Annotated in this window: 19 protein-coding genes and 1 pseudogene; 12 read left to right on the top strand and 8 right to left on the bottom strand. The window is 70.0% G+C overall.

The annotated features are described in order from the left end of the window. Positions 1-12: 12 nt before the first annotated feature. A complete protein-coding gene (locus tag ABD143_RS06190; RefSeq protein ID WP_343972453.1) occupies positions 13-318 on the bottom strand; it encodes a DUF3024 domain-containing protein in 306 nt (101 codons plus the stop codon). Positions 319-359: 41 nt separating this feature from the next. On the opposite strand from ABD143_RS06190, the gene ABD143_RS06195 reads away from it, so the two are divergent. The 5 genes and pseudogenes from ABD143_RS06195 to ABD143_RS06215 form a co-directional block, all read left to right on the top strand. Beyond that, positions 360-947, top strand: coding sequence for a peroxidase-related enzyme (locus ABD143_RS06195; RefSeq protein ID WP_343972456.1), 588 nt, complete (start codon positions 360-362; stop codon positions 945-947). A 68-nt stretch (positions 948-1,015) separates the two neighbouring features. After that, on the top strand, positions 1,016-2,125 hold the full coding sequence (locus ABD143_RS06200) for a glycosyltransferase (protein WP_343972459.1): 1,110 nt from the start codon (positions 1,016-1,018) through the stop codon (positions 2,123-2,125). Continuing rightward, entirely contained in the window at positions 2,104-2,613 is a 510-nt protein-coding gene (locus ABD143_RS06205) for an acyltransferase (protein ID WP_343972462.1), read from the top strand. Before ABD143_RS06200 ends, ABD143_RS06205 begins: the two co-directional genes overlap by 22 nt. After that, complete coding sequence (locus tag ABD143_RS06210; RefSeq protein WP_343972465.1) at positions 2,610-3,116, top strand: class I SAM-dependent methyltransferase; 507 nt, start codon at positions 2,610-2,612, stop codon at positions 3,114-3,116. Before ABD143_RS06205 ends, ABD143_RS06210 begins: the two co-directional genes overlap by 4 nt. 302 nt (positions 3,117-3,418) lie before the next feature. After that, positions 3,419-3,571 (top strand): annotated as a pseudogene (locus ABD143_RS06215) (VOC family protein); the annotation flags it as partial. Between the two features lie 70 nt (positions 3,572-3,641). Here the strand turns inward: ABD143_RS06215 and ABD143_RS06220 are convergent. Both ABD143_RS06220 and ABD143_RS06225 read right to left on the bottom strand, forming a co-directional pair. Continuing rightward, a complete protein-coding gene (locus ABD143_RS06220) occupies positions 3,642-4,397 on the bottom strand; it encodes an SDR family NAD(P)-dependent oxidoreductase (RefSeq protein ID WP_343972468.1) in 756 nt (251 codons plus the stop codon). Next, entirely contained in the window at positions 4,397-5,251 is an 855-nt protein-coding gene (locus ABD143_RS06225; protein ID WP_343972471.1) for a fumarylacetoacetate hydrolase family protein, read from the bottom strand. The genes ABD143_RS06220 and ABD143_RS06225 overlap by 1 nt, the downstream gene beginning before the upstream one ends. A gap of 140 nt (positions 5,252-5,391) precedes the next feature. On the opposite strand from ABD143_RS06225, the gene ABD143_RS06230 reads away from it, so the two are divergent. From ABD143_RS06230 to ABD143_RS06260, 7 genes are read left to right on the top strand one after another with little or no spacing between them, the layout of a single operon-like run. Beyond that, entirely contained in the window at positions 5,392-6,678 is a 1,287-nt protein-coding gene (locus ABD143_RS06230; protein WP_343972474.1) for an L-fuconate dehydratase, read from the top strand. After that, entirely contained in the window at positions 6,671-7,651 is a 981-nt protein-coding gene (locus ABD143_RS06235; protein ID WP_343972476.1) for an aldo/keto reductase, read from the top strand. The genes ABD143_RS06230 and ABD143_RS06235 overlap by 8 nt, the downstream gene beginning before the upstream one ends. Next, positions 7,648-8,526, top strand: coding sequence for an amidohydrolase family protein (locus ABD143_RS06240; protein WP_343972479.1), 879 nt, complete (start codon positions 7,648-7,650; stop codon positions 8,524-8,526). The genes ABD143_RS06235 and ABD143_RS06240 overlap by 4 nt, the downstream gene beginning before the upstream one ends. Continuing rightward, complete coding sequence (locus ABD143_RS06245; RefSeq protein WP_343972482.1) at positions 8,520-8,924, top strand: RbsD/FucU domain-containing protein; 405 nt, start codon at positions 8,520-8,522, stop codon at positions 8,922-8,924. Before ABD143_RS06240 ends, ABD143_RS06245 begins: the two co-directional genes overlap by 7 nt. Continuing rightward, a complete protein-coding gene (locus ABD143_RS06250) occupies positions 8,921-10,483 on the top strand; it encodes a sugar ABC transporter ATP-binding protein (protein ID WP_343972485.1) in 1,563 nt (520 codons plus the stop codon). Before ABD143_RS06245 ends, ABD143_RS06250 begins: the two co-directional genes overlap by 4 nt. Beyond that, positions 10,480-11,484 carry an ABC transporter permease gene (locus ABD143_RS06255; RefSeq protein WP_343972488.1) on the top strand — a complete coding sequence of 335 codons (1,005 nt, stop codon included), beginning with the start codon at positions 10,480-10,482 and terminating at the stop codon, positions 11,482-11,484. Before ABD143_RS06250 ends, ABD143_RS06255 begins: the two co-directional genes overlap by 4 nt. Positions 11,485-11,526: 42 nt before the next feature. Beyond that, positions 11,527-12,507: an ABC transporter substrate-binding protein gene (locus ABD143_RS06260; protein ID WP_343972489.1), complete on the top strand. Its 981-nt coding sequence runs from the start codon at positions 11,527-11,529 to the stop codon at positions 12,505-12,507. A gap of 85 nt (positions 12,508-12,592) precedes the next feature. Here the strand turns inward: ABD143_RS06260 and ABD143_RS06265 are convergent, their stop codons facing one another. From ABD143_RS06265 to ABD143_RS06285, 5 genes are all read right to left on the bottom strand, one after another. Beyond that, positions 12,593-13,267, bottom strand: a complete 675-nt coding sequence (locus ABD143_RS06265; protein ID WP_343972491.1) for a FadR/GntR family transcriptional regulator — start codon at positions 13,265-13,267, stop codon at positions 12,593-12,595. Between the two features lie 212 nt (positions 13,268-13,479). Then, positions 13,480-13,929, bottom strand: a complete 450-nt coding sequence (locus ABD143_RS06270; protein WP_343972494.1) for a hypothetical protein — start codon at positions 13,927-13,929, stop codon at positions 13,480-13,482. Positions 13,930-14,531: 602 nt separating this feature from the next. Next, on the bottom strand, positions 14,532-15,296 hold the full coding sequence (locus ABD143_RS06275; RefSeq protein ID WP_343972497.1) for an amino acid ABC transporter ATP-binding protein: 765 nt from the start codon (positions 15,294-15,296) through the stop codon (positions 14,532-14,534). Then, positions 15,296-16,225, bottom strand: coding sequence for an amino acid ABC transporter permease (locus ABD143_RS06280; protein WP_343972499.1), 930 nt, complete (start codon positions 16,223-16,225; stop codon positions 15,296-15,298). The genes ABD143_RS06275 and ABD143_RS06280 overlap by 1 nt, the downstream gene beginning before the upstream one ends. A gap of 7 nt (positions 16,226-16,232) precedes the next feature. Further along, positions 16,233-17,150 carry an ABC transporter substrate-binding protein gene (locus ABD143_RS06285; protein ID WP_343972502.1) on the bottom strand — a complete coding sequence of 306 codons (918 nt, stop codon included), beginning with the start codon at positions 17,148-17,150 and terminating at the stop codon, positions 16,233-16,235. Positions 17,151-17,203: the final 53 nt, after the last annotated feature.

A 17,203-nucleotide genomic window follows, 5' to 3' on the forward strand; every position in this document is an offset into this window, starting at 1 on the left:
ACTAGTGCCCCGCTAGGAGTTGGCTGCCTCGTCCAGCAGCGCGATCGGGTCGTCGCCGCAGGCCTCGCGGCGCCACTCGCCGCCCTCCACGGGCCAGAAGAGTGTCCACATGCCGCCGTCCTCCTTGCGTAGGCGCGCGACCGGCACAGCCGACCACGCATGGCCGAGCTCGGGGAACGCAGGCGGCCTGCGCTCCACGATCGTCACGTCGTCCCCCTGGATCGTGTAGGCGACCTGGCGCTGCTCGCGTTCCTCGTCGGTCACCCGAGCGGCACACCACTGCGAGAGGCGCGTGCGAATCTCGTCGCTCACAGTCATGAGGCGCATGGTCCCGGTTCCGCGGGCTAACGTCGACAGCTATGACCAGTGGAGTGCGGCCGGTGAGCCGATTCGGACACGTCGAGCTCGAGGACATGCCGGACGACCTGCGCCGACGGATCGGAGCGATCGCGGAGAAGTCGGGCTTCGTGCCCAACGTGTTCCGCGCCCTGGCGCGCCGACCCGCCGAACTGCGCGCGTTCCTCGATTACCACGACGCCCTGATGGAGCGCGACGACGGGCTGAGCAAGGCCGAGCGGGAGCTGGTCGTGGTGGCGACCTCGGGGGCCAACCACTGCACGTACTGCGTGGTCGCCCACGGCGCCATCCTGCGCGTCCGCACGAAGGACCCCGAGATCGCCGACCACGTCGCCGCCAACCCGTGGGGTGTGGAGCTGAACCGGCGGGAGCGCGCGATCGTCGACCTGGCGTTGCTGATCGCTACCGACTCGGCCGGGCTCACCGACGCGGAGTTGGACGACGCGCGGCTGGCCGGGCTCACCGACGACGAGATCTGGGACGTCGGCGCGATCACGGCGCTCTTCGCGATGTCGAACCGGCTCGCCCACCTGACCGCCCTGCGGCCCAACCCGGAGTTCTTCCTGATGGGGCGCCTACCCCGCTCCTGAGCGTCACACGCACCTGCGCGCAACCGAGTGGACATGTGCATGTGACGCAGAACGGAGACGATCAGCAGATGTCGAACCTCTTCGGGCAGCGGGCGGCGCTCGTCTCCTACCGTCTCGGGATGGCAGACGGAGTGTCCATCACGGCGGCGCAGTTTGCCACGGCGCTGCGTCACATCGGGATGCGGGTGCGGATGGTGGCGGGCGACGGCGAGCCGGATGTGCGCGTTCCGGGCCTCGCCCTCGACGCGGCCCGGCCGCCGACGCAGCGATCGCTGCGTGCAGCGCTGGACGACGTGGATTGGGTCATCGCCGACAACGTGTGCTCGCTGCCGATGAACCAGGCAGCGGGCGAGGCGGTGGCGGAGTACCTGCGCGGCAGGCAGGCCGTGCTGCGCCACCACGACCTGCCGTGGGAGCGCAAGCGCTACGCGGACATCACGACCTGGCCCCCGGACGATCCGGCGTGGCGGCACGTCACCGTGAACGAGCTGGCCAGGCAGTCGCTCATGGCCGAGCGCGGCATCGCCGCCACGACCGTCTACCACGGGTTCGCCGAACATCCCTGCCCGCAGCGGCGCGACGAGGTGCGCGGCCTGCTCGGCGTTGGCGACGGGCTGCTGGTCCTCCAGCCGACGCGGGCGATCCCGCGCAAGAACGCGCACCTCGGGCTCGCGATCGCCGAGGCGCTCGGCGCCACGTTCTGGCTCACCGGCCCGGCCGAGGACGGCTACGCGGACGAGCTGGCCATGCTCCTCGCCGGGGCCCGCGTCCCGGTGCGCCGCAGGCTCCCCGACGGGGTCGACATGGCCGCCGCCTACGCCGCGTGTGACGCCGTGGTGCTGCCGTCGTCGTGGGAGGGCTTCGGTCTGCCGCTGATCGAGTCGGCCATGCACCGCAAGCCGATCGCGGTGGGCGACTTCCCGGTGGCGCGGGAGCTCGCCGGGTTCGGTTTCCGCTGGTTCCCGGTCGACGACCCCGGTCCGCTGCGGGACTGGCTCGCCGCCCCGGACCCGGCCCTGCTCGACCAGAACGAGGACATCGCGGGTACGCACTTCGGTATCGACGCATTGGCCCTTCGACTCGAGCTGCTGCTCTCCGCCCCCCGGATGTGCCACCATGCGCCCACTGTCCGTGACGCAGCCGGAGGAGCTCCAGAATGCGACTGCTTGACCGCCTGATCACCCGCGCTCTGCGCGGTCCGCTGGACGCGCTGGTCGCCCAAAAAGTGACAGAGCAGGTGGCGCAGCAGGTGGAGGAACTCAAGCTCGACGCGCTGTACTCGTACCGGTGGCACGGGGACCGCTCCCGCCTGCACATTCCCGACACGGCGGTCGTCAACAACGCGCTGTTCAACGTGTCGGGCGGCGAGATCACGATCGGCGAGTACGCCTTCTTCGGCCACGACGTCGCGGTGCTGACCGGCACGCACGACATCGAGAAGTTCGGACGGGAGCGCCAGCTGGCGTTCCCCCGGTCGGGCCGGGATGTCGTCATCGGTGACGGCGTGTGGTTGGCGAGCCACGTCCTCGTGCTGGGGCCGGTGACGATCGGCGAGCACGCCGTCGTCGCGGGCGGGTCGCTGGTGCGTGAGGACGTCGAGCCGTACACGGTTGTGGCCGGGCGGCCGGCCAAGGTCATCAAGAAGATCACCCCGCCCGGCGCATGAAAGTGGAGATCGGCGCCGGGGAGAAGCCGCACCCCGACTACGACCTCCACCTCGATCTGCTGGCGTTGCCCGACATCGAGGTGCGGTGCGCGATCGATCGGCTCCCGTTCGCCACGGGGTCGATCGAGGCGCTGCGCGCGAACCACGTGCTCGAGCACCAGAGTTACGAGCTGGTGCCCGAGACGCTGCAGGAGTGGGCCAGGGTGCTGCGGTCCGGCGCGCGGATCGACATCGGCGTGCCGGACGCGCGGTTCGTGGCCGAGCAGTGGGTGCGCGGTGAGATCGACACGGCGGAGGCGAACCACTGGATCCTCGGCGGGCACTCCGAACGCGCGGCGCATAAGGGCACCGACGAACGCGGGGTGCCGCTGTGGATCTGGAACGCCCACCACACGATGTTCGACGCCGAGTCGCTACGGACCGCGGTGGAGAAGCACTTCGTGGTGGACGAGCTGTTCACCTACGACGTGCGCAACCTGCGGATATACGCGCGCAAGCCCTGACGGCCTGATCTAGTGCGGTGGCCACAAACGTCCACCGGGTCCTCGCGGGCCAGAACGACGCCTCGCCGCGTTGCCCCCGCACCCGAGTACGCCCGGTACGAGGGTGCGGGGGCGCCTTGCGAGGCGCCGTTCTGATCCCGCGATCACCCCGGCAACGTTCGTGGCCACCGCACTAGCCAGCGCCGTCATGCAGCGCGCTCAGGATCCTGCGCCAGGCGGGATTCCGGTTGCGCGAACCGTAGGGTCGGCTGGTGACGGCTTGCATCTCGCACACGACCTTCGACGCGACCGACGCCTGCAGCCGCGACGAGGAGCTGGTGCGGCTACTGGGGCTGGGCGCCCGCACGGTCGAGGATCTGCGCAGGCCCGACGGCACCGGCTGGGTGGTGCTGGCCGACCCGGAGGGCAACGAGTTCTGCATCCTGCGCAGCGAGGCGGAGCGCGCGGCGACATGAGCCTCGGGACGTCAGCGGGGTGGCCTCGCTGACGTTCAACGTCTGCAAGGCCACCCCGCTGACGACCGGGCTAGCCCTTCGGGCGCAGCCGCAGCTCCTGCATCCCGCCGTCCACCGAGATCGACGTACCCGTGGTGGAGCGTGAGAGCGGGCTCGCCAGGTAGGCGACCGCATCCGCCACCTCGTCGGCGGAGACGAGCCGTCCGTGCGGCTGGCGCGCCTCCAATGCAGCCCGCTCGGCGGCCGGGTCGTCGGCCTTCTCGAGCAGCCTGCCGACCCACGGGGTGTCGGCCGTGCCCGGATGCACGCAGTTGACCCGGATGCCCTCGGCGAGGTGGTCGGCCGCCATCGCCCTGGTCAGGGCCAGGACCGCACCCTTGCTCGCGCTGTAGAGCGCACGCTGCGGGAGCCCGGCGGTAGCCGCGATCGACCCCGTGTTGACGATCGCCGCGGACGGCGAGCGGCGCAGCGCCGGCAGGGCCGCGCGGGTGGTGCGCACGAGGCCGAGCAGGTTCACGTCGAGCACTCGGTGCCACTCCTGGTCGGGGTTGTCGGCCACCGTGCCCTGTGCGCCGATGCCCGCGTTGTTGACGACGATGTCGAGCCGGTCCCACTCCTCCAGCACCCGGTCGACGGCCGCCCGCACCGAGGTGTCGTCGGTGACGTCGGCCTTGACGGCGAGCGTCCCCTCGGGCGCGGTGCTCACGTCGAGATCGAGCACGGCCACGCGGGCGCCGCCGGTGAGCAGCCGGCGGGCGATGGCCGCCCCGATCCCCGACGCGCCTCCGGTGACGGCCGCGACGAGCCCGTCGAACTCCGCCGCCACTAGTTCGACCCCACCATCTGGTGGCGCTGCCTACCGAGACCCTCGATCTCCATCTCGACGACGTCACCGTCCTTGAGGTACGGGAAACGGCCGGACAGGCCGACGCCCTGCGGGGTGCCGGTGATGACCAGGTCTCCCGGCTCCAGCCGCATGTACTGCGACAGGTGCCACACGATGAACTCGACGTCGAAGATCATGTCCTTCGTCGTCGAGTCCTGCCGCGGTTCCCCGTTCACCCAGCTGCGCAGGCGCAGGTCGCGGTGGTCCACCTCGTCGGGCGTGACGAGCCACGGGCCTGTCGGGCAGAAGCCGGGCAGGCACTTGCCCTTGCTCCACTGCCCACCGGAGACCTCCAGCTGGCCGTAGCGCTCGGACAGGTCGTCGGTCAGCACGAAGCCGGCCACGTGGGCCAGGCTCTGCTCGGGCGAGTCCAGGTTCGCGGCCGCGGAGCCGATCACGAGCCCCAGCTCGACCTCCCAGTCGACCTTCGCGTTCGGGTCGCGCGGCAGCACAACCTGGTCGTCCGGGCCGCCGACGGTGTTCGGCGTCTTGAGGAACAGCACCGGGTTGGCGGGCGGCTCCACTCCCGACTCCGCCGCGTGCGCCACGTAGTTCAGGCCGATGCACAGCACCGAACCAGGTCGGGCGATCGGCGAGCCGACCCGCAGCCCGGCGGCGTCCGACAGTTCGGGGAGCGAACCCGCCTCGGCCGCGCTGCGCACCTCCGCGAGCCCGCCGCGGGCGAGGAACGCGGGGTCGATGTCGGGGGTGACGCCCCGGAGGTCGTAGGTGGTGCTGTCGGAGACCAGTGCGGGGATCTCGGCTCCGCGTGGTCCCAGGCGCGCGAGCTTCATCGGCGGCTCCTTCATCCAGAGATCAGATGTACCAAGCGAGAACCTATCTCCGGGCGGCTCCGAATTAAGACCTCGCGTCTATTGACCCTACAGACATCGGATCTCTACGGTGGTCGCGCACTCGGCAGAAGGGACTACGCGTGACCCGGATCACGGCATTGGAGACCGCGGACGTGCGGTTCCCCACCTCGTTGTCGCTCGACGGGTCGGACGCGATGAACCCCGACCCGGACTACTCGGCGGCCTATGTACGGATCAACACCGATGCGGCCGACGGGCTCGTCGGACACGCGTTCGTCTTCACGATAGGCCGGGGCAACGACGTGCAGGTCGCGGCCATCGAGGCGCTGGCAGGCCACCTCGTCGGCCGGGACGTCGAAGCGCTGCTCGCCGACATGGGCGGCACCTGGCGGGAGCTCGTGCATGACTCCCAGCTGCGCTGGCTGGGCCCGGAGAAGGGCGTCATGCACATGGCGATCGGCGCGGTCGTCAACGCCCTGTGGGACCTCCGGGCCAAGCGCGAGGGCAGGCCGCTATGGCAGGTGCTCGCGGCGATGACCCCGGAGGCGCTCGTCGACCTGGTCGACTTCCGGTACCTCACCGACGCGCTCACCCCGGACGAGGCGCTGCAGATCCTTCGCGCCGCGGAACCCGGGCGGGCTGCCCGCGAGGCCCAACTCCTGCGGGACGGCTACCCCGCCTACACCACCACCCCCGGCTGGCTCGGCTACGACGACGAGAAGCTCGCCCGGCTGTGCCGCGAGGCCGTGGAGGAGGGGTTCTCGCAGATCAAGCTCAAGGTCGGCGGCGATCTCGCCGACGACGTGCGCCGGCTCGGCATCGCCCGCGAGATGGTCGGCCCGGACATCCGGATCGCCGTGGACGCGAACCAGCGCTGGGACGTCGACGACGCCGTGAGCTGGATAAAGGAGTTGTCGAGCTTCGACCTCGCCTGGGTCGAGGAGCCCACCAGCCCCGACGACGTGCTGGGGCACGCGGCGATCGCGCGTGGCATCGCCCCGGTGCCGGTCGCCACGGGCGAGCACATGGCCAACCGCGTCATGTTCAAACAGTTCCTCCAGCACGACGCGCTGCAGGTGCTGCAGATCGACGCCACCCGCGTTGCCGGCGTCAACGAGAACGTCGCGATCCTGCTGCTCGCGGCCAAGTTCGGGGTGCCGGTGTGCCCCCACGCGGGGGGCGTCGGCCTCTGCGAGGCGGTGCAGCACCTCGCGATGTTCGACTTCATCGCCGTCTCCGGCAGCCTGGAGGGCCGCATGATCGAGTTCGTCGACCACCTGCACGAGCACTTCGTCTCCCCGGTCGAGGTGCGTGACGGGCGCTACGTCACGCCGACCGCGCCCGGCGCAGGCACCGAGATGCGAAGCGCCTCGCTGGCCGGATACACGGTCGGGACCGATGTCTGAGGCGTCCGCCGGGCTGGCGCTCGGCCGCATCGGGCTCGGGGGAGCGAACCTCGGCAACATCTTCCAGGCGATGAGCGACGAGACGGCCTGGGCCATCCTGGAGGCGGCCTGGGACAGCGGCATCCGGTACTTCGACACCGCTCCCCACTACGGCCTCGGGCTCGCCGAACGCCGGCTCGGGGAGTTCCTGAGGACCAAGCCGCGCGGTGAGTTCGTCGTCTCGACGAAGGCCGGCCGCCTGCTGCGCCCGAGCCCTGAAACATCAGACAGGTTCGACGACGAGGGCCAGTTCGTCGTGCCGGCCGACGTCAAGCGCGTGTGGGACTTCTCGGCCGACGGCGTGCGCCGGAGCCTGGAGGAGTCCCTCGAACGGCTCGGGCTCGACTCGGTCGACGTGCTGTTTCTGCACGATCCGGATGAAGTCGACGCGGAGCAAGGGCCGGCGCAGCCGATCGCGACCGGCGTGCCCGCCGTCGTCGGCCTGCGCGAGGAGGGGCTCGTCCGGGCCGTGGGCATCGGGTCGAAGTCCACCGATGTTCTCCTGGCCGGCATCCGGACCGGCCCGCTGGACCTGCTCATGGTGGCCGGGCGCTACACGTTGCTGGAGCAGCCGGCCGCCGAGGAGCTGATCCCCGAGTGCCGCGAGCAGGGCGTCGACATCGTGGTGGCGGGTGCGTTCAACTCCGGGCTCCTCTCGACGTCGGAACCCGGCGCCGGAGCGCGGTACGAGTACGGCGCGGCACCGGACGAGGTCATCGCCCGTGCGCGGCGGCTCGCCGGCATCTGCGCCGAGCACGGCGTGGAGCTGCCCGTCGCAGCCCTGCAGTTCCCGCTCCGGGAGCAAGTGGTGCGTGCGGTCGTCCTCGGCGCCGTGGAGCCCGGGCACGTGATCGAGAACGTGCGGCGGATCTCCCAGCCGGTGCCCGACGAGCTGTGGCGAGACCTCGAAGCCGAGGGGCTGGTCCCTGCGTGACCAGCGCTCCGATCGTCGACGCGCACCTGCACTTGTGGGACCTGGATCGCAGCGGCTACTCGTGGATCACCCCTGAGCTCGGCCCGCTGCACACCACGATCACGGCCGACCGGGCGCGCGGCGAACTCAGCGCTGCCGGCGTGGACCAGGCCGTGCTCGTGCAGGCCGAGGACTCGGTCGCCGATACCGAGTTCATGCTCGAGGTGGCCGCGAAGCACGACTGGGTGGCCGGGGTCGTCGGCTGGGTGCAGCTCGACGACCCGGCCGTCGCCGAGGCCCAGCTCGACCGCTTCGCCGCCGACCCGGCGTTCGTGGGTGTGCGCCATCTCGTGCACGACGACCCGCGCGACGACTTCCTCGCCCTCCCCGCCGTCCGCACCTCGCTGGGCATGTTGGCCGACCGCGGTCTCCCCTACGACGTCCCGAACGCCTGGCCGCGCCACCTCGTCGCCACCGGTGACCTGGCGGGGGCCCTCCCCGAGCTGACGGTCGTGGTGGACCACCTCGGGAAACCTCCGCACGGGCGGCCGGAGTTCGCCGAGTGGCGCCAGGTCCTCGCCGGCGTCGCGGGGCGGCCGAACACGGTGGCGAAGGTCTCGGGGCTCCAGGTGCCCGGCGTCCCGTTCACCGCCGCCGTGCTGCGTCCGGCGTGGGAGGCGGCGCTGGAGCTGTTCGGGCCGGACCGGCTGATCTGGGGGAGCGACTGGCCGATGACGCTTCTCACCGACGGCTACGCGGCCACCTGGGAAGTGCTCTCCGAGCTGCTCGCCGAGCAGACCCCCGACGAGCGGCGGAAGATCCTCGCGGGAACCGCGTCCCGGGTTTACCGTCTCGGTTCCATGTCGACAACGCAGCAGACGGAGGCACCGTGCTGACCGGTATCCATCCGCTCCTGACCGGCCCCCTGTTACTGCACCTCGACGAGATGGGCCACTCCGACGCGATCGTCATCGCCGACGCGCATTTCCCGGCGCAGCGGCTGGCGGCGCGGTCGCTCACGTTCCCCGCAGTCACCACCCCGGACCTGCTCGCGGCCGTGCGCACGGTCGTCCCGCTCGACGACGTTCCCGCGGTCGACCTGATGGCCACGCCCGACGGCGAGATATTGCCCGTACAGGACGAGCTGACCGCGGCGGCCGGCACCGACGACGTCCGCTTCCTCGACCGGCTCGCCTTCTACGACGTGGCCGCCGGCGCGTACCTGATCGTGCGCACCGGCGAGACGCGCATCTACGGGAATGTGATCCTGCGCAAGGGGGTGGTTATGTCGTGAGCGACCTATCGGCGCAACCGGACCTACTGCTCGAGGCCCGCGGTGTGGGCAAGAGCTTTCCCGGCGTGCGTGCCCTGCAGGACATGCACATCGAGTTGCGCCGAGGCGAGGTATTGGCGCTCGTCGGGGAGAACGGGGCCGGCAAGTCGACCCTGATGAAGCTCCTGTCCGGCATCTACACGCCCGACGAGGGCGAGTTCTTCTTGGAGGGCGAGCCGTTGCGGGTCAGCGGTCCGCGCGACGCCCTCGAACAGGGCATCAGCATCATCCACCAGGAGTTCAACCTGATGCCCGACCTCACGGTCGCGCAGAACATCTACATCGGACGTGAGCCCCGCAGCGGGGGCGTCTTCCTCGGCGAGCGGGCGCTGAACGCGCGGGCCGCCGAGCTGATCGACCGGCTTCACCTGCCATTGGACCCGCGCCAGGTCGTCGGCAACCTGACCGTGGCGAAGCAGCAGATGGTCGAGATCGCGAAGGCGCTGTCGTACGACGCCAAGGTCCTGATCATGGACGAGCCCACGGCGGCGCTCAACGACGCCGAGGTCCAGGTGCTCCACGACCTGATCCGCCGGTTCCGCACGCCCGACACCGGCGTCATCTACATCTCCCACCGGATGGATGAGCTCAAGGCGATCTCCGACCGCATCACGGTGATCCGCGACGGCCGCTACGTCGACACGCTCGACACCGCCACCACGTCGATGGGCGAGGTGATCGCGCGGATGGTCGGGCGGGAGATCACGAGCGAGGCGGTGCCCGAGGGTGTGCGCCCCGGCCGCGAGACGGTGCTCTCGGTGCGCGGGCTCTCGACGAAGGCACTGCTGCGGGACTTGTCGTTCGACCTGCAGGAGGGCGAGATCCTCGGGTTCGCCGGCCTGATGGGCGCCGGCCGCACCGAGGTGGCACGCGCTCTCGTCGGTGCCGACCCCGTCGAGTCCGGAAGCGTCATGCTGCGTGGGAAGCCGGTGCGCATCACCAGCCCGGCCGAGGCGGCCAGGTACCGCATCGGCTACCTGTCGGAGGACCGCAAGCACCTCGGCCTGCTGCTGGAGCAGGACGTCAACGCGAACGTCGTGCTCAGCTCGATCCGCGACCTCTTCCAGGCGTTCGGATTCGTGCGCGCCAAGGCGATGCGGGAGAAGTCCACCGAGCTGGTCGGGAGCCTCCGGATCCGGACGCCGTCGATCGACCAGACCGTCAAGAACCTCTCCGGTGGCAACCAGCAGAAGGTCGTCATCGCCAAGTGGCTCGTGAAGGACTGCGACATCCTGATCTTCGACGAGCCGACTCGCGGCATCGACGTGGGCGCGAAGGAGGAGATCTACCGGCTCCTCAACCAGCTTGCCGCCCAGGGCAAGTCGATCATCATGATCTCCTCCGAGCTTCCGGAGGTGCTGCGTATGTCCCACCGCATCGTGGTGATGAGCGAGGGCCGGATCACCGGCCAGTTGGGCGCCGACGAGGCCACCCAGGAGAGCGTCATGCACTTCGCGACGCTGCGACCGGACGAGATCGGCCCCGAGAACAACCCCGCAACCGAGGCAGGTGTCCGATGACGTCACCGACCGTCACCGAGGAGGAGCGGCAGAGCGCGCCGGCCACAGTGCGGCGCACTCTGCGCGACCGGATCCAGCAGTTCCTCGCGTTCGCGAGCCTGCTCGTCATCTTCGGGTTCTTCTCGATCATGAGCCCGGTGTTCTTCAGCTACGGGAACGTCACCAACATCCTGTTTTCGACCGTCGTGATCGGGCTGCTGGCCCTCGGCACGACGTTCGTGATCATCACCGGCGGCATCGACCTGTCGATCGGCACCGGGATGGCGCTCTGCGCGGTGATCTCGGGTGTGCTGATCGTCAACACGGGACTGCCGTTGCCGATCGGCGTGCTCGGCGCGATCCTCTTCGGCGGTCTGATCGGGCTGGTCAACGGGCTGAACGTCGCTGTGCTCGGGCTCCCGCCGTTCATCGCGACGCTGGCGATGATGCTCGTGGCGCAGGGGCTCGCGCTCGTGCTGTCCAACCGGGCGCCGATCTACTTCGACCAGACCCCCGCCTACATCGACCTGTCGATCGGCAGCGTGATCCCCGGCGCCAACTTCCCCAACGCGGTGCTGGTCTTCGCGGCCGCGGCGGTGATCGCCGGCGTGCTGCTGAACAAGACGGTGCTCGGCCGCTACACGTACTCGATCGGCAGCAACGAGGAAGCGACCGCGCTCTCCGGCATCGACGTGCGCCGCTGGAAGATCATCATCTACACCCTCGCCGGCCTCTTCACCGGCCTCGCGGGCGTGATGATCTCGGCCCGGCTCGGGTCCGCCCAACCGGCCACCGGCATGGGGTACGAGCTGCAGGCGATCGCCGCTGTCGTCATCGGCGGCACGTCGCTCTCGGGTGGCAAGGGCACGATCGTCGGTACGGTGATCGGTGCGCTGATCATCTCCGTGCTCAACAACGGCCTGCAGATCATGTCGATCCCGCAGGAATGGCAGAACGTCATCCTCGGCTGCGTGATCCTGCTGGCCGTCTACGCCGACATGGCCCGTAAGCGGGCCCGTTGATCCCCTGACCCGTCCAAGTTCGACCAAGGGAGTTCGATCGACATGCGGATGAAGCGAATCGGGGCGGTCGTCGCAGCCGCAGCGGTGGCACTCACCGCCGCCGCGTGCGGCGGCTCGCCCAGTAGTTCCGGCGCGCAGGGCGGTGGCGGAGGCCAGCAGCCCTATATCGCCATCGTTTCCAAGGGCTTCCAGCACCAGTTCTGGCAGGCGGTGCAGAAGGGCGCCGAGCAGGAGGCCGCGGCGCAGGGCGCAAGGATCACGTTCGAGGGCCCGGCCACCGAGCAGGACATCGAAGCTCAGGTGACGATGCTGACCAACGCGCTGGCCCGCCAGCCCGCCGCACTCGGCTTCGCGGCTCTCGACTCCCGGGCCGCCGCCCCGCTGCTGCAGCAGGCCAAGAGCCAGAACATCCCCGTCGTCGCGTTCGACTCCGGGGTCGACAGCCCGATCCCGGCCACGACCGCGTCCACCGACAACAAGGCCGCTGCCGCCGAGGCGGCGAAGCACATGGCCGAGGCCCTGGGCGGCACCGGCCAGGTCGCTATGGTCGTCCACGACCAGACGAGCCGTTCCGGTATCGACCGGCGGGACGGCTTCATGGAGTGGATGCAGGCCAACGCCCCCGGCATCCAGGTGCTCCCGCCGCAGTACGGCGGTGGCGACCAGGCCAAGTCCGCCGACATCACCAAGTCGATCCTTGCGGCCAACCCCGAGGTCAAGGGCGTCTACGGCTCCAACGAGGGTTCGGCCATCGGCGTCGTCCGCGGTGTGCAGGAGAGCGGCAAGACCGGCCTCACCGTGATCGGCTTCGACTCCGGCTCGGCTCAGATCGAGGCGATCCGGGGCGGCACGATGCTCGGCGCGATCACCCAGAACCCGGTCGGCATGGGCAAGCAGCTCGTCGACGCCTCGATGAAGGTGATCCGCGGCGAGAGCGTTCCGCCGGTGATCGACACGGGCTTCTTCTGGTACGACAAGAGCAACATCGACAGCCCGGAGATCCAGGCGGTCCTCTACCAGTAGGCAGACCCTTACGAGATGCCAGGAAAGCCACGTTCAGGGCGGTAGATGACCTGAATGTGGCTTTCCTGGCGTTCGGGCTTGGGCCTCACCCCATCGCTCGGCGCAGCCACTCCGCCACGCCGTTGACGTGCACCGTCGCGTAGGCCGCCGCCAGGACCGCGTCGCCTCTCTCAAGCGCGTCGACGATGGCGCGGTGCTCGGTGAGGGTGCGCTCCACCGCGCCTTCCTCGCTGAGCCCGCGCCACACCCGCGCCCGCAGCGTGCTGCTGGACAGTGTCTCCAGCAGGCTCGTCAGGTAGGAGTTGCCCGACAGCTCCGCGATGTATCGGTGAAAGACCCGGTCATGCGCCACCAGGTCCTCCACCGATGTCGTGGCGTGCACCTGCGCGAGCAACCCGTGCAGGTGCTCGACGTCCGACCGCGTCGTGCGCGGGGCCGCGAGCGTCGCGGCGGCCGGCTCCAGGATCCGGCGCACCTCGAACAGCTCCAGCACCGAGGAGTCCTGGTGGATGTCGACCACGAACGACATCGCGTCCAGCAGCAGGTCCGGGGTCAGGCTCGTGACGTAGGTGCCGTCGCCCCTTCGCACGTCCAGCACGCGGATCACCTCGAGCGCCTTGACCGCCTCCCGCAGCGAGCTGCGGGAGAGGCCGAGCGCATCACTCAGTTCCTTCTCCGGCGGCAGCCGGTCCCCCGGCCGCAGCTCCCCGGACCGGATCATCGCCTTGATCCTGAGGATCGCCTCGTCGGTGACCGCCATCGGAAGAGTCTCGCAGGTCAGAGATCCCGGAGTGCCCTGCCGTGGTAGCCAGTGCGGTGGCCACAAACGTCCACCGGGTCCTCGCGGGCCAGAACGACACCTCGCCGCGTTGCCCCCGCACCCAAGTACGCCCGGTACGAGGGTGCGGGGGCGCCTTGCGAGGCGCCGTTCTGATCCCGCGATCACCCCGGCAACGTTCGTGGCCACCGCACCTAGAATGCGCCGACGACCTGGAAGTCCTGGCTCACGAAGACGTGGTGTGGCCAGTTGACGCCGATGTTGTGGGCTTCGTACTCGCCGGTGCTCAGCTGCACGACACGGTCGACGACGCCCCCTGGGTAGGCGGCCAGCGCGACTTCCGTCGCCTGGTCCGCTGCTGTTCCGCTGACGACCGTCCCGGATCCCTCGGTGTAGTTCTGCGGGATCTGACCGACCTGCTTCGAAGCACCCGGCGTACCGGGCTGGACGGGGACCACCCCTGCCGCCGTGGAAGCCGCAGCTCCGCCGTCGCCGCCCGGTTGCACGATGACCTGCGTGGCCGTGATGGTCGTTCCGCTGGTCATCCCGAGTGCGACGACGCTTTGGCCCGTTGTGATGGCACTCGCCGACGTCGAGCTCGTCCCCTGCTGATATGTCGTGGAGGACGCTTCGTCGACGGTCACCGTCGCACCCGTTGACGTCGTCAGTGTGAAGCCCGACGCGGACACGCTGGCGACCGTGCCGACTGCTCCCCCTGACGCCGGACCGGATCGAGCGTTGGATCCCCCGCCGCCGGCTGCGGGACCGCCGCCGGGTGCGCCTTGTCCTGCTGTCGCCGAGGCTGCTGCCGATGGGGGCGCGGCTGTTGCCGAGGTGGACGCGGCGCAACCCGCGGAAAGTCCGATCACCGCACACGCCGCCACAGCAGCCACGATCCATCGATTTCTGCTAGTGGACAGCAACCGGGGTACCCGCGGCCGGCGTGTCTGCTCGGCCTCGGTCACCGAGCCGGAACCGTCTGACGACGACGACGACGACGGCGGAGGCGGCGGCGGCGGCGCAGCGCCCGCGCCGCCTGATCCTCCAGCAACCGGCGGACCTGCCGGCGCGATCGGAACGGGGTGGGGGGTCGTCGGATCGTAATCGTTCATGGTCGCGCTCCTCTTGCTCAGCCAACTGAGCAGAGAGTGCTAGCCGATCATGTGCGGTCCCTGTAGGCGGCTTGTGACGGGAATGTGACCGGTTCCGAACCCTCCTATCCCAATTGAGGTAGGACGGGTTCGCCTCACAGCACCTTCGACAGGAACGCCTTCGTCCGCTCGTGCTGCGGGTCGGTCAGCACATTCCGCGGGTCGCCCGCCTCGACGATCCGCCCGCCGTCCATGAAGACGAGCGTGTCGCCGACCTCGCGTGCGAACCCCATCTCGTGGGTCACCACGACCATCGTCATGCCGTCCCGCGCCAGCTGCCGCATCACGTCGAGCACCTCGCCGACCAGCTCGGGGTCGAGCGCGGACGTAGGTTCGTCGAACAGCATCAGTCGCGGCTCCATGGCGAGCGCCCGGGCGATCGCCACGCGCTGTTGCTGGCCGCCGGAGAGCTGGGCCGGGTAGCTGTCGTACTTCTCGGCGAGGCCGACGCGGTCGAGCAGCGCCTCGGCCCGCCTGCGCGCGGCCTGTCGCGGTTCGCGGCGGACCGTGCGCGGCGCCTCCATGACGTTCTCGGCGGCCGTCTTGTGCGGGAAGAGGTTGAACCGCTGGAACACCATCCCGATCTCCCGGCGCTGCCGGGCGACCTCGGACTCGCGCAGTTCGTGGAGCTTGCCGCCGTGCTCCCGGTAGCCGATCAGCTCGCCGTTGACGCGCATGCGCCCGGCATCGATGCGCTCCAGGTGATTGATGCAGCGCAGGAACGTCGACTTGCCGGAGCCGGACGGCCCGATCACGCAGGCGACTTCACCCGGCATGACGGTGAGGTCGACGCCGCGCAGCACCTCGACGTGCCCGAAGCTCTTGTGGATGTCGAGGGCCTCGACCATTGGAGCGGTCATCACACGGCTCCCGCGGACTGTTCCGGGTTGCGGCGGGGGAAGAAGAGCCGGGCGCCCGTGTCGCCGCGGCTCGTCCCACGCCCGTAGTGGCGTTCGACGAAGCCCTGCCCGACCGAGAGGATCGAGGTCAGGGCCAGGTACCAGATCGCCGCCACGATGAGCAGCGGGATCGTCTGGAAGTTCGTGGAGTAGATCCGCTGCACCGACGTCAGCAGCTCGAAGTAGCCGATCACCACCACGAGCGAGGTCGTCTTGAGCATCGAGATCGTCTCGTTGCCTGTCGGGGGGATGATCACCCGCATGGCCTGCGGGAGCACGATCCGGCGCAGTGTCTGCGCCCGGGACATGCCCAACGCGCCGGCCGCCTCGCTTTGCCCTTCGTCGACCGACAGGAGCCCGCCGCGCACGATCTCGGCCATGTAGGCGGCCTCGTTGAGCCCCAGGCCGAGCAGGCAGGCGGCGAACTGGTTGATCAGCGTGTTGGTGTCGAACGAGATGAACTCTGGCCCGAACGGCACCCCGAGCGACAGCCGCGGGTAGAGCGCGGCGAGGAAGTTCCAGAACAGCAACTGCGCGATCAGCGGTGTGCCGCGGAAGAGCCAGATGTAGAGCGCCGCCACTCCCGAGAGCACCGGGTTGGGCGACAACCGCATCACCGCGAGCGCGACGCCGCCCACGACCCCGATGGCCATCGACAGCACGGTCAGGATGAGCGTGTTGCGCAGCCCGTTCAGCACCGGCGGGGAGAAGAGGTACTCCCCGACCACCGGCCAGCGGAAGCCGGGGTTGGTGAGGATTGTGTTGACGAGCATCGCGGCCAGCACGGCCAGCACCGCGACCGCGAGCCACCGGCCGGGGTGCCGCACGGGAACGGCCTCGATCGGCTGCGGCCGGGCCCGTTCCTCCGAACTGGACGCCGTGGAGGTCACGGGAAGCTCAGCTCCTGACCTCGGAGGCCGGGACCGCCCCGTTCGACACGTTCCACTTCTCGAGGACCCTGCCGTACGTGCCGTCGTCGATCAGGGACTGCACCGCGCCGCGCACGGCCTGGGCGAACTGGCCCTGGTTCTTCGCGAGCACGATGCCGTAGGGAGCGGTGTCCCACGGCTCTCCGACCGCCTCGACGGCGCCGTCGGTAGTGGTCACCGCGTAGGCGACGACAGGGGAGTCGGCAAGCATCGCGACGATCCGGTTGGACGTCAGCGCGAGAGTCACATCGGTCTGCTGCTGCAGCTCCGTCACCTGGATCGCCGGCTGGGCTGCGGCGGTGCAGGCCGCGCTCCGGGCGGCGATGTCGTCGACCTGCACCGTGCCGGCCTGCACGCCCACGGCCCGGCCGCAGAGGTTGTCCGGAGCGATGCCCTGCGGGTTGCCGGAGGCGACGGCGAGGCTCGTGCCGGCGGTGAGGTAGCTGACCATGTCGACGGTTTGGGTGCGCTCAGGAGTGATCGAGAACGAGGACATGCCCAGCTCGTAGCGGGAGCCCTCGATCCCGGGGATGATCCCGGAGAACTGGCTGTTCTGCCATTCCGGTGTGAGCCCGAGCTTCTGCGCGACCGCCGTGCCGAGGTCGACGTCCATCCCGATGATTGTGGTGCCGTCGGTGTCGGTGAACTCGTTCGGCGGGTACGAGGCGTCGGTGCCGAACACGAGGCGGCCGTCGGATGCGATCGGGGCGGGCACCATCGCGGCGAGCGCGTCGTCCTTCGCCACGGCGGGGGCGGGCGCGCTCGGGGCGGCCCCGCCGGACGTTCCTCCGCCGCTGCCGTCACCGCCTGCGCCGCAGCCCGCGACGATGACGGCCAGCGCGGCCGCGCCGAGGACGGCCGGGATCGAGCGGGACCTGACGGGCACTGTGGACCTCCTCGTGGGCGGTGAGTACGCGGGGATGCTGCCATCCGGACGCC

Origin of the sequence: Pseudonocardia aurantiaca, from assembly GCF_039526725.1 — a bacterium.
Classification (GTDB): Bacteria; Actinomycetota; Actinomycetes; order Mycobacteriales; family Pseudonocardiaceae; genus Pseudonocardia; species Pseudonocardia aurantiaca.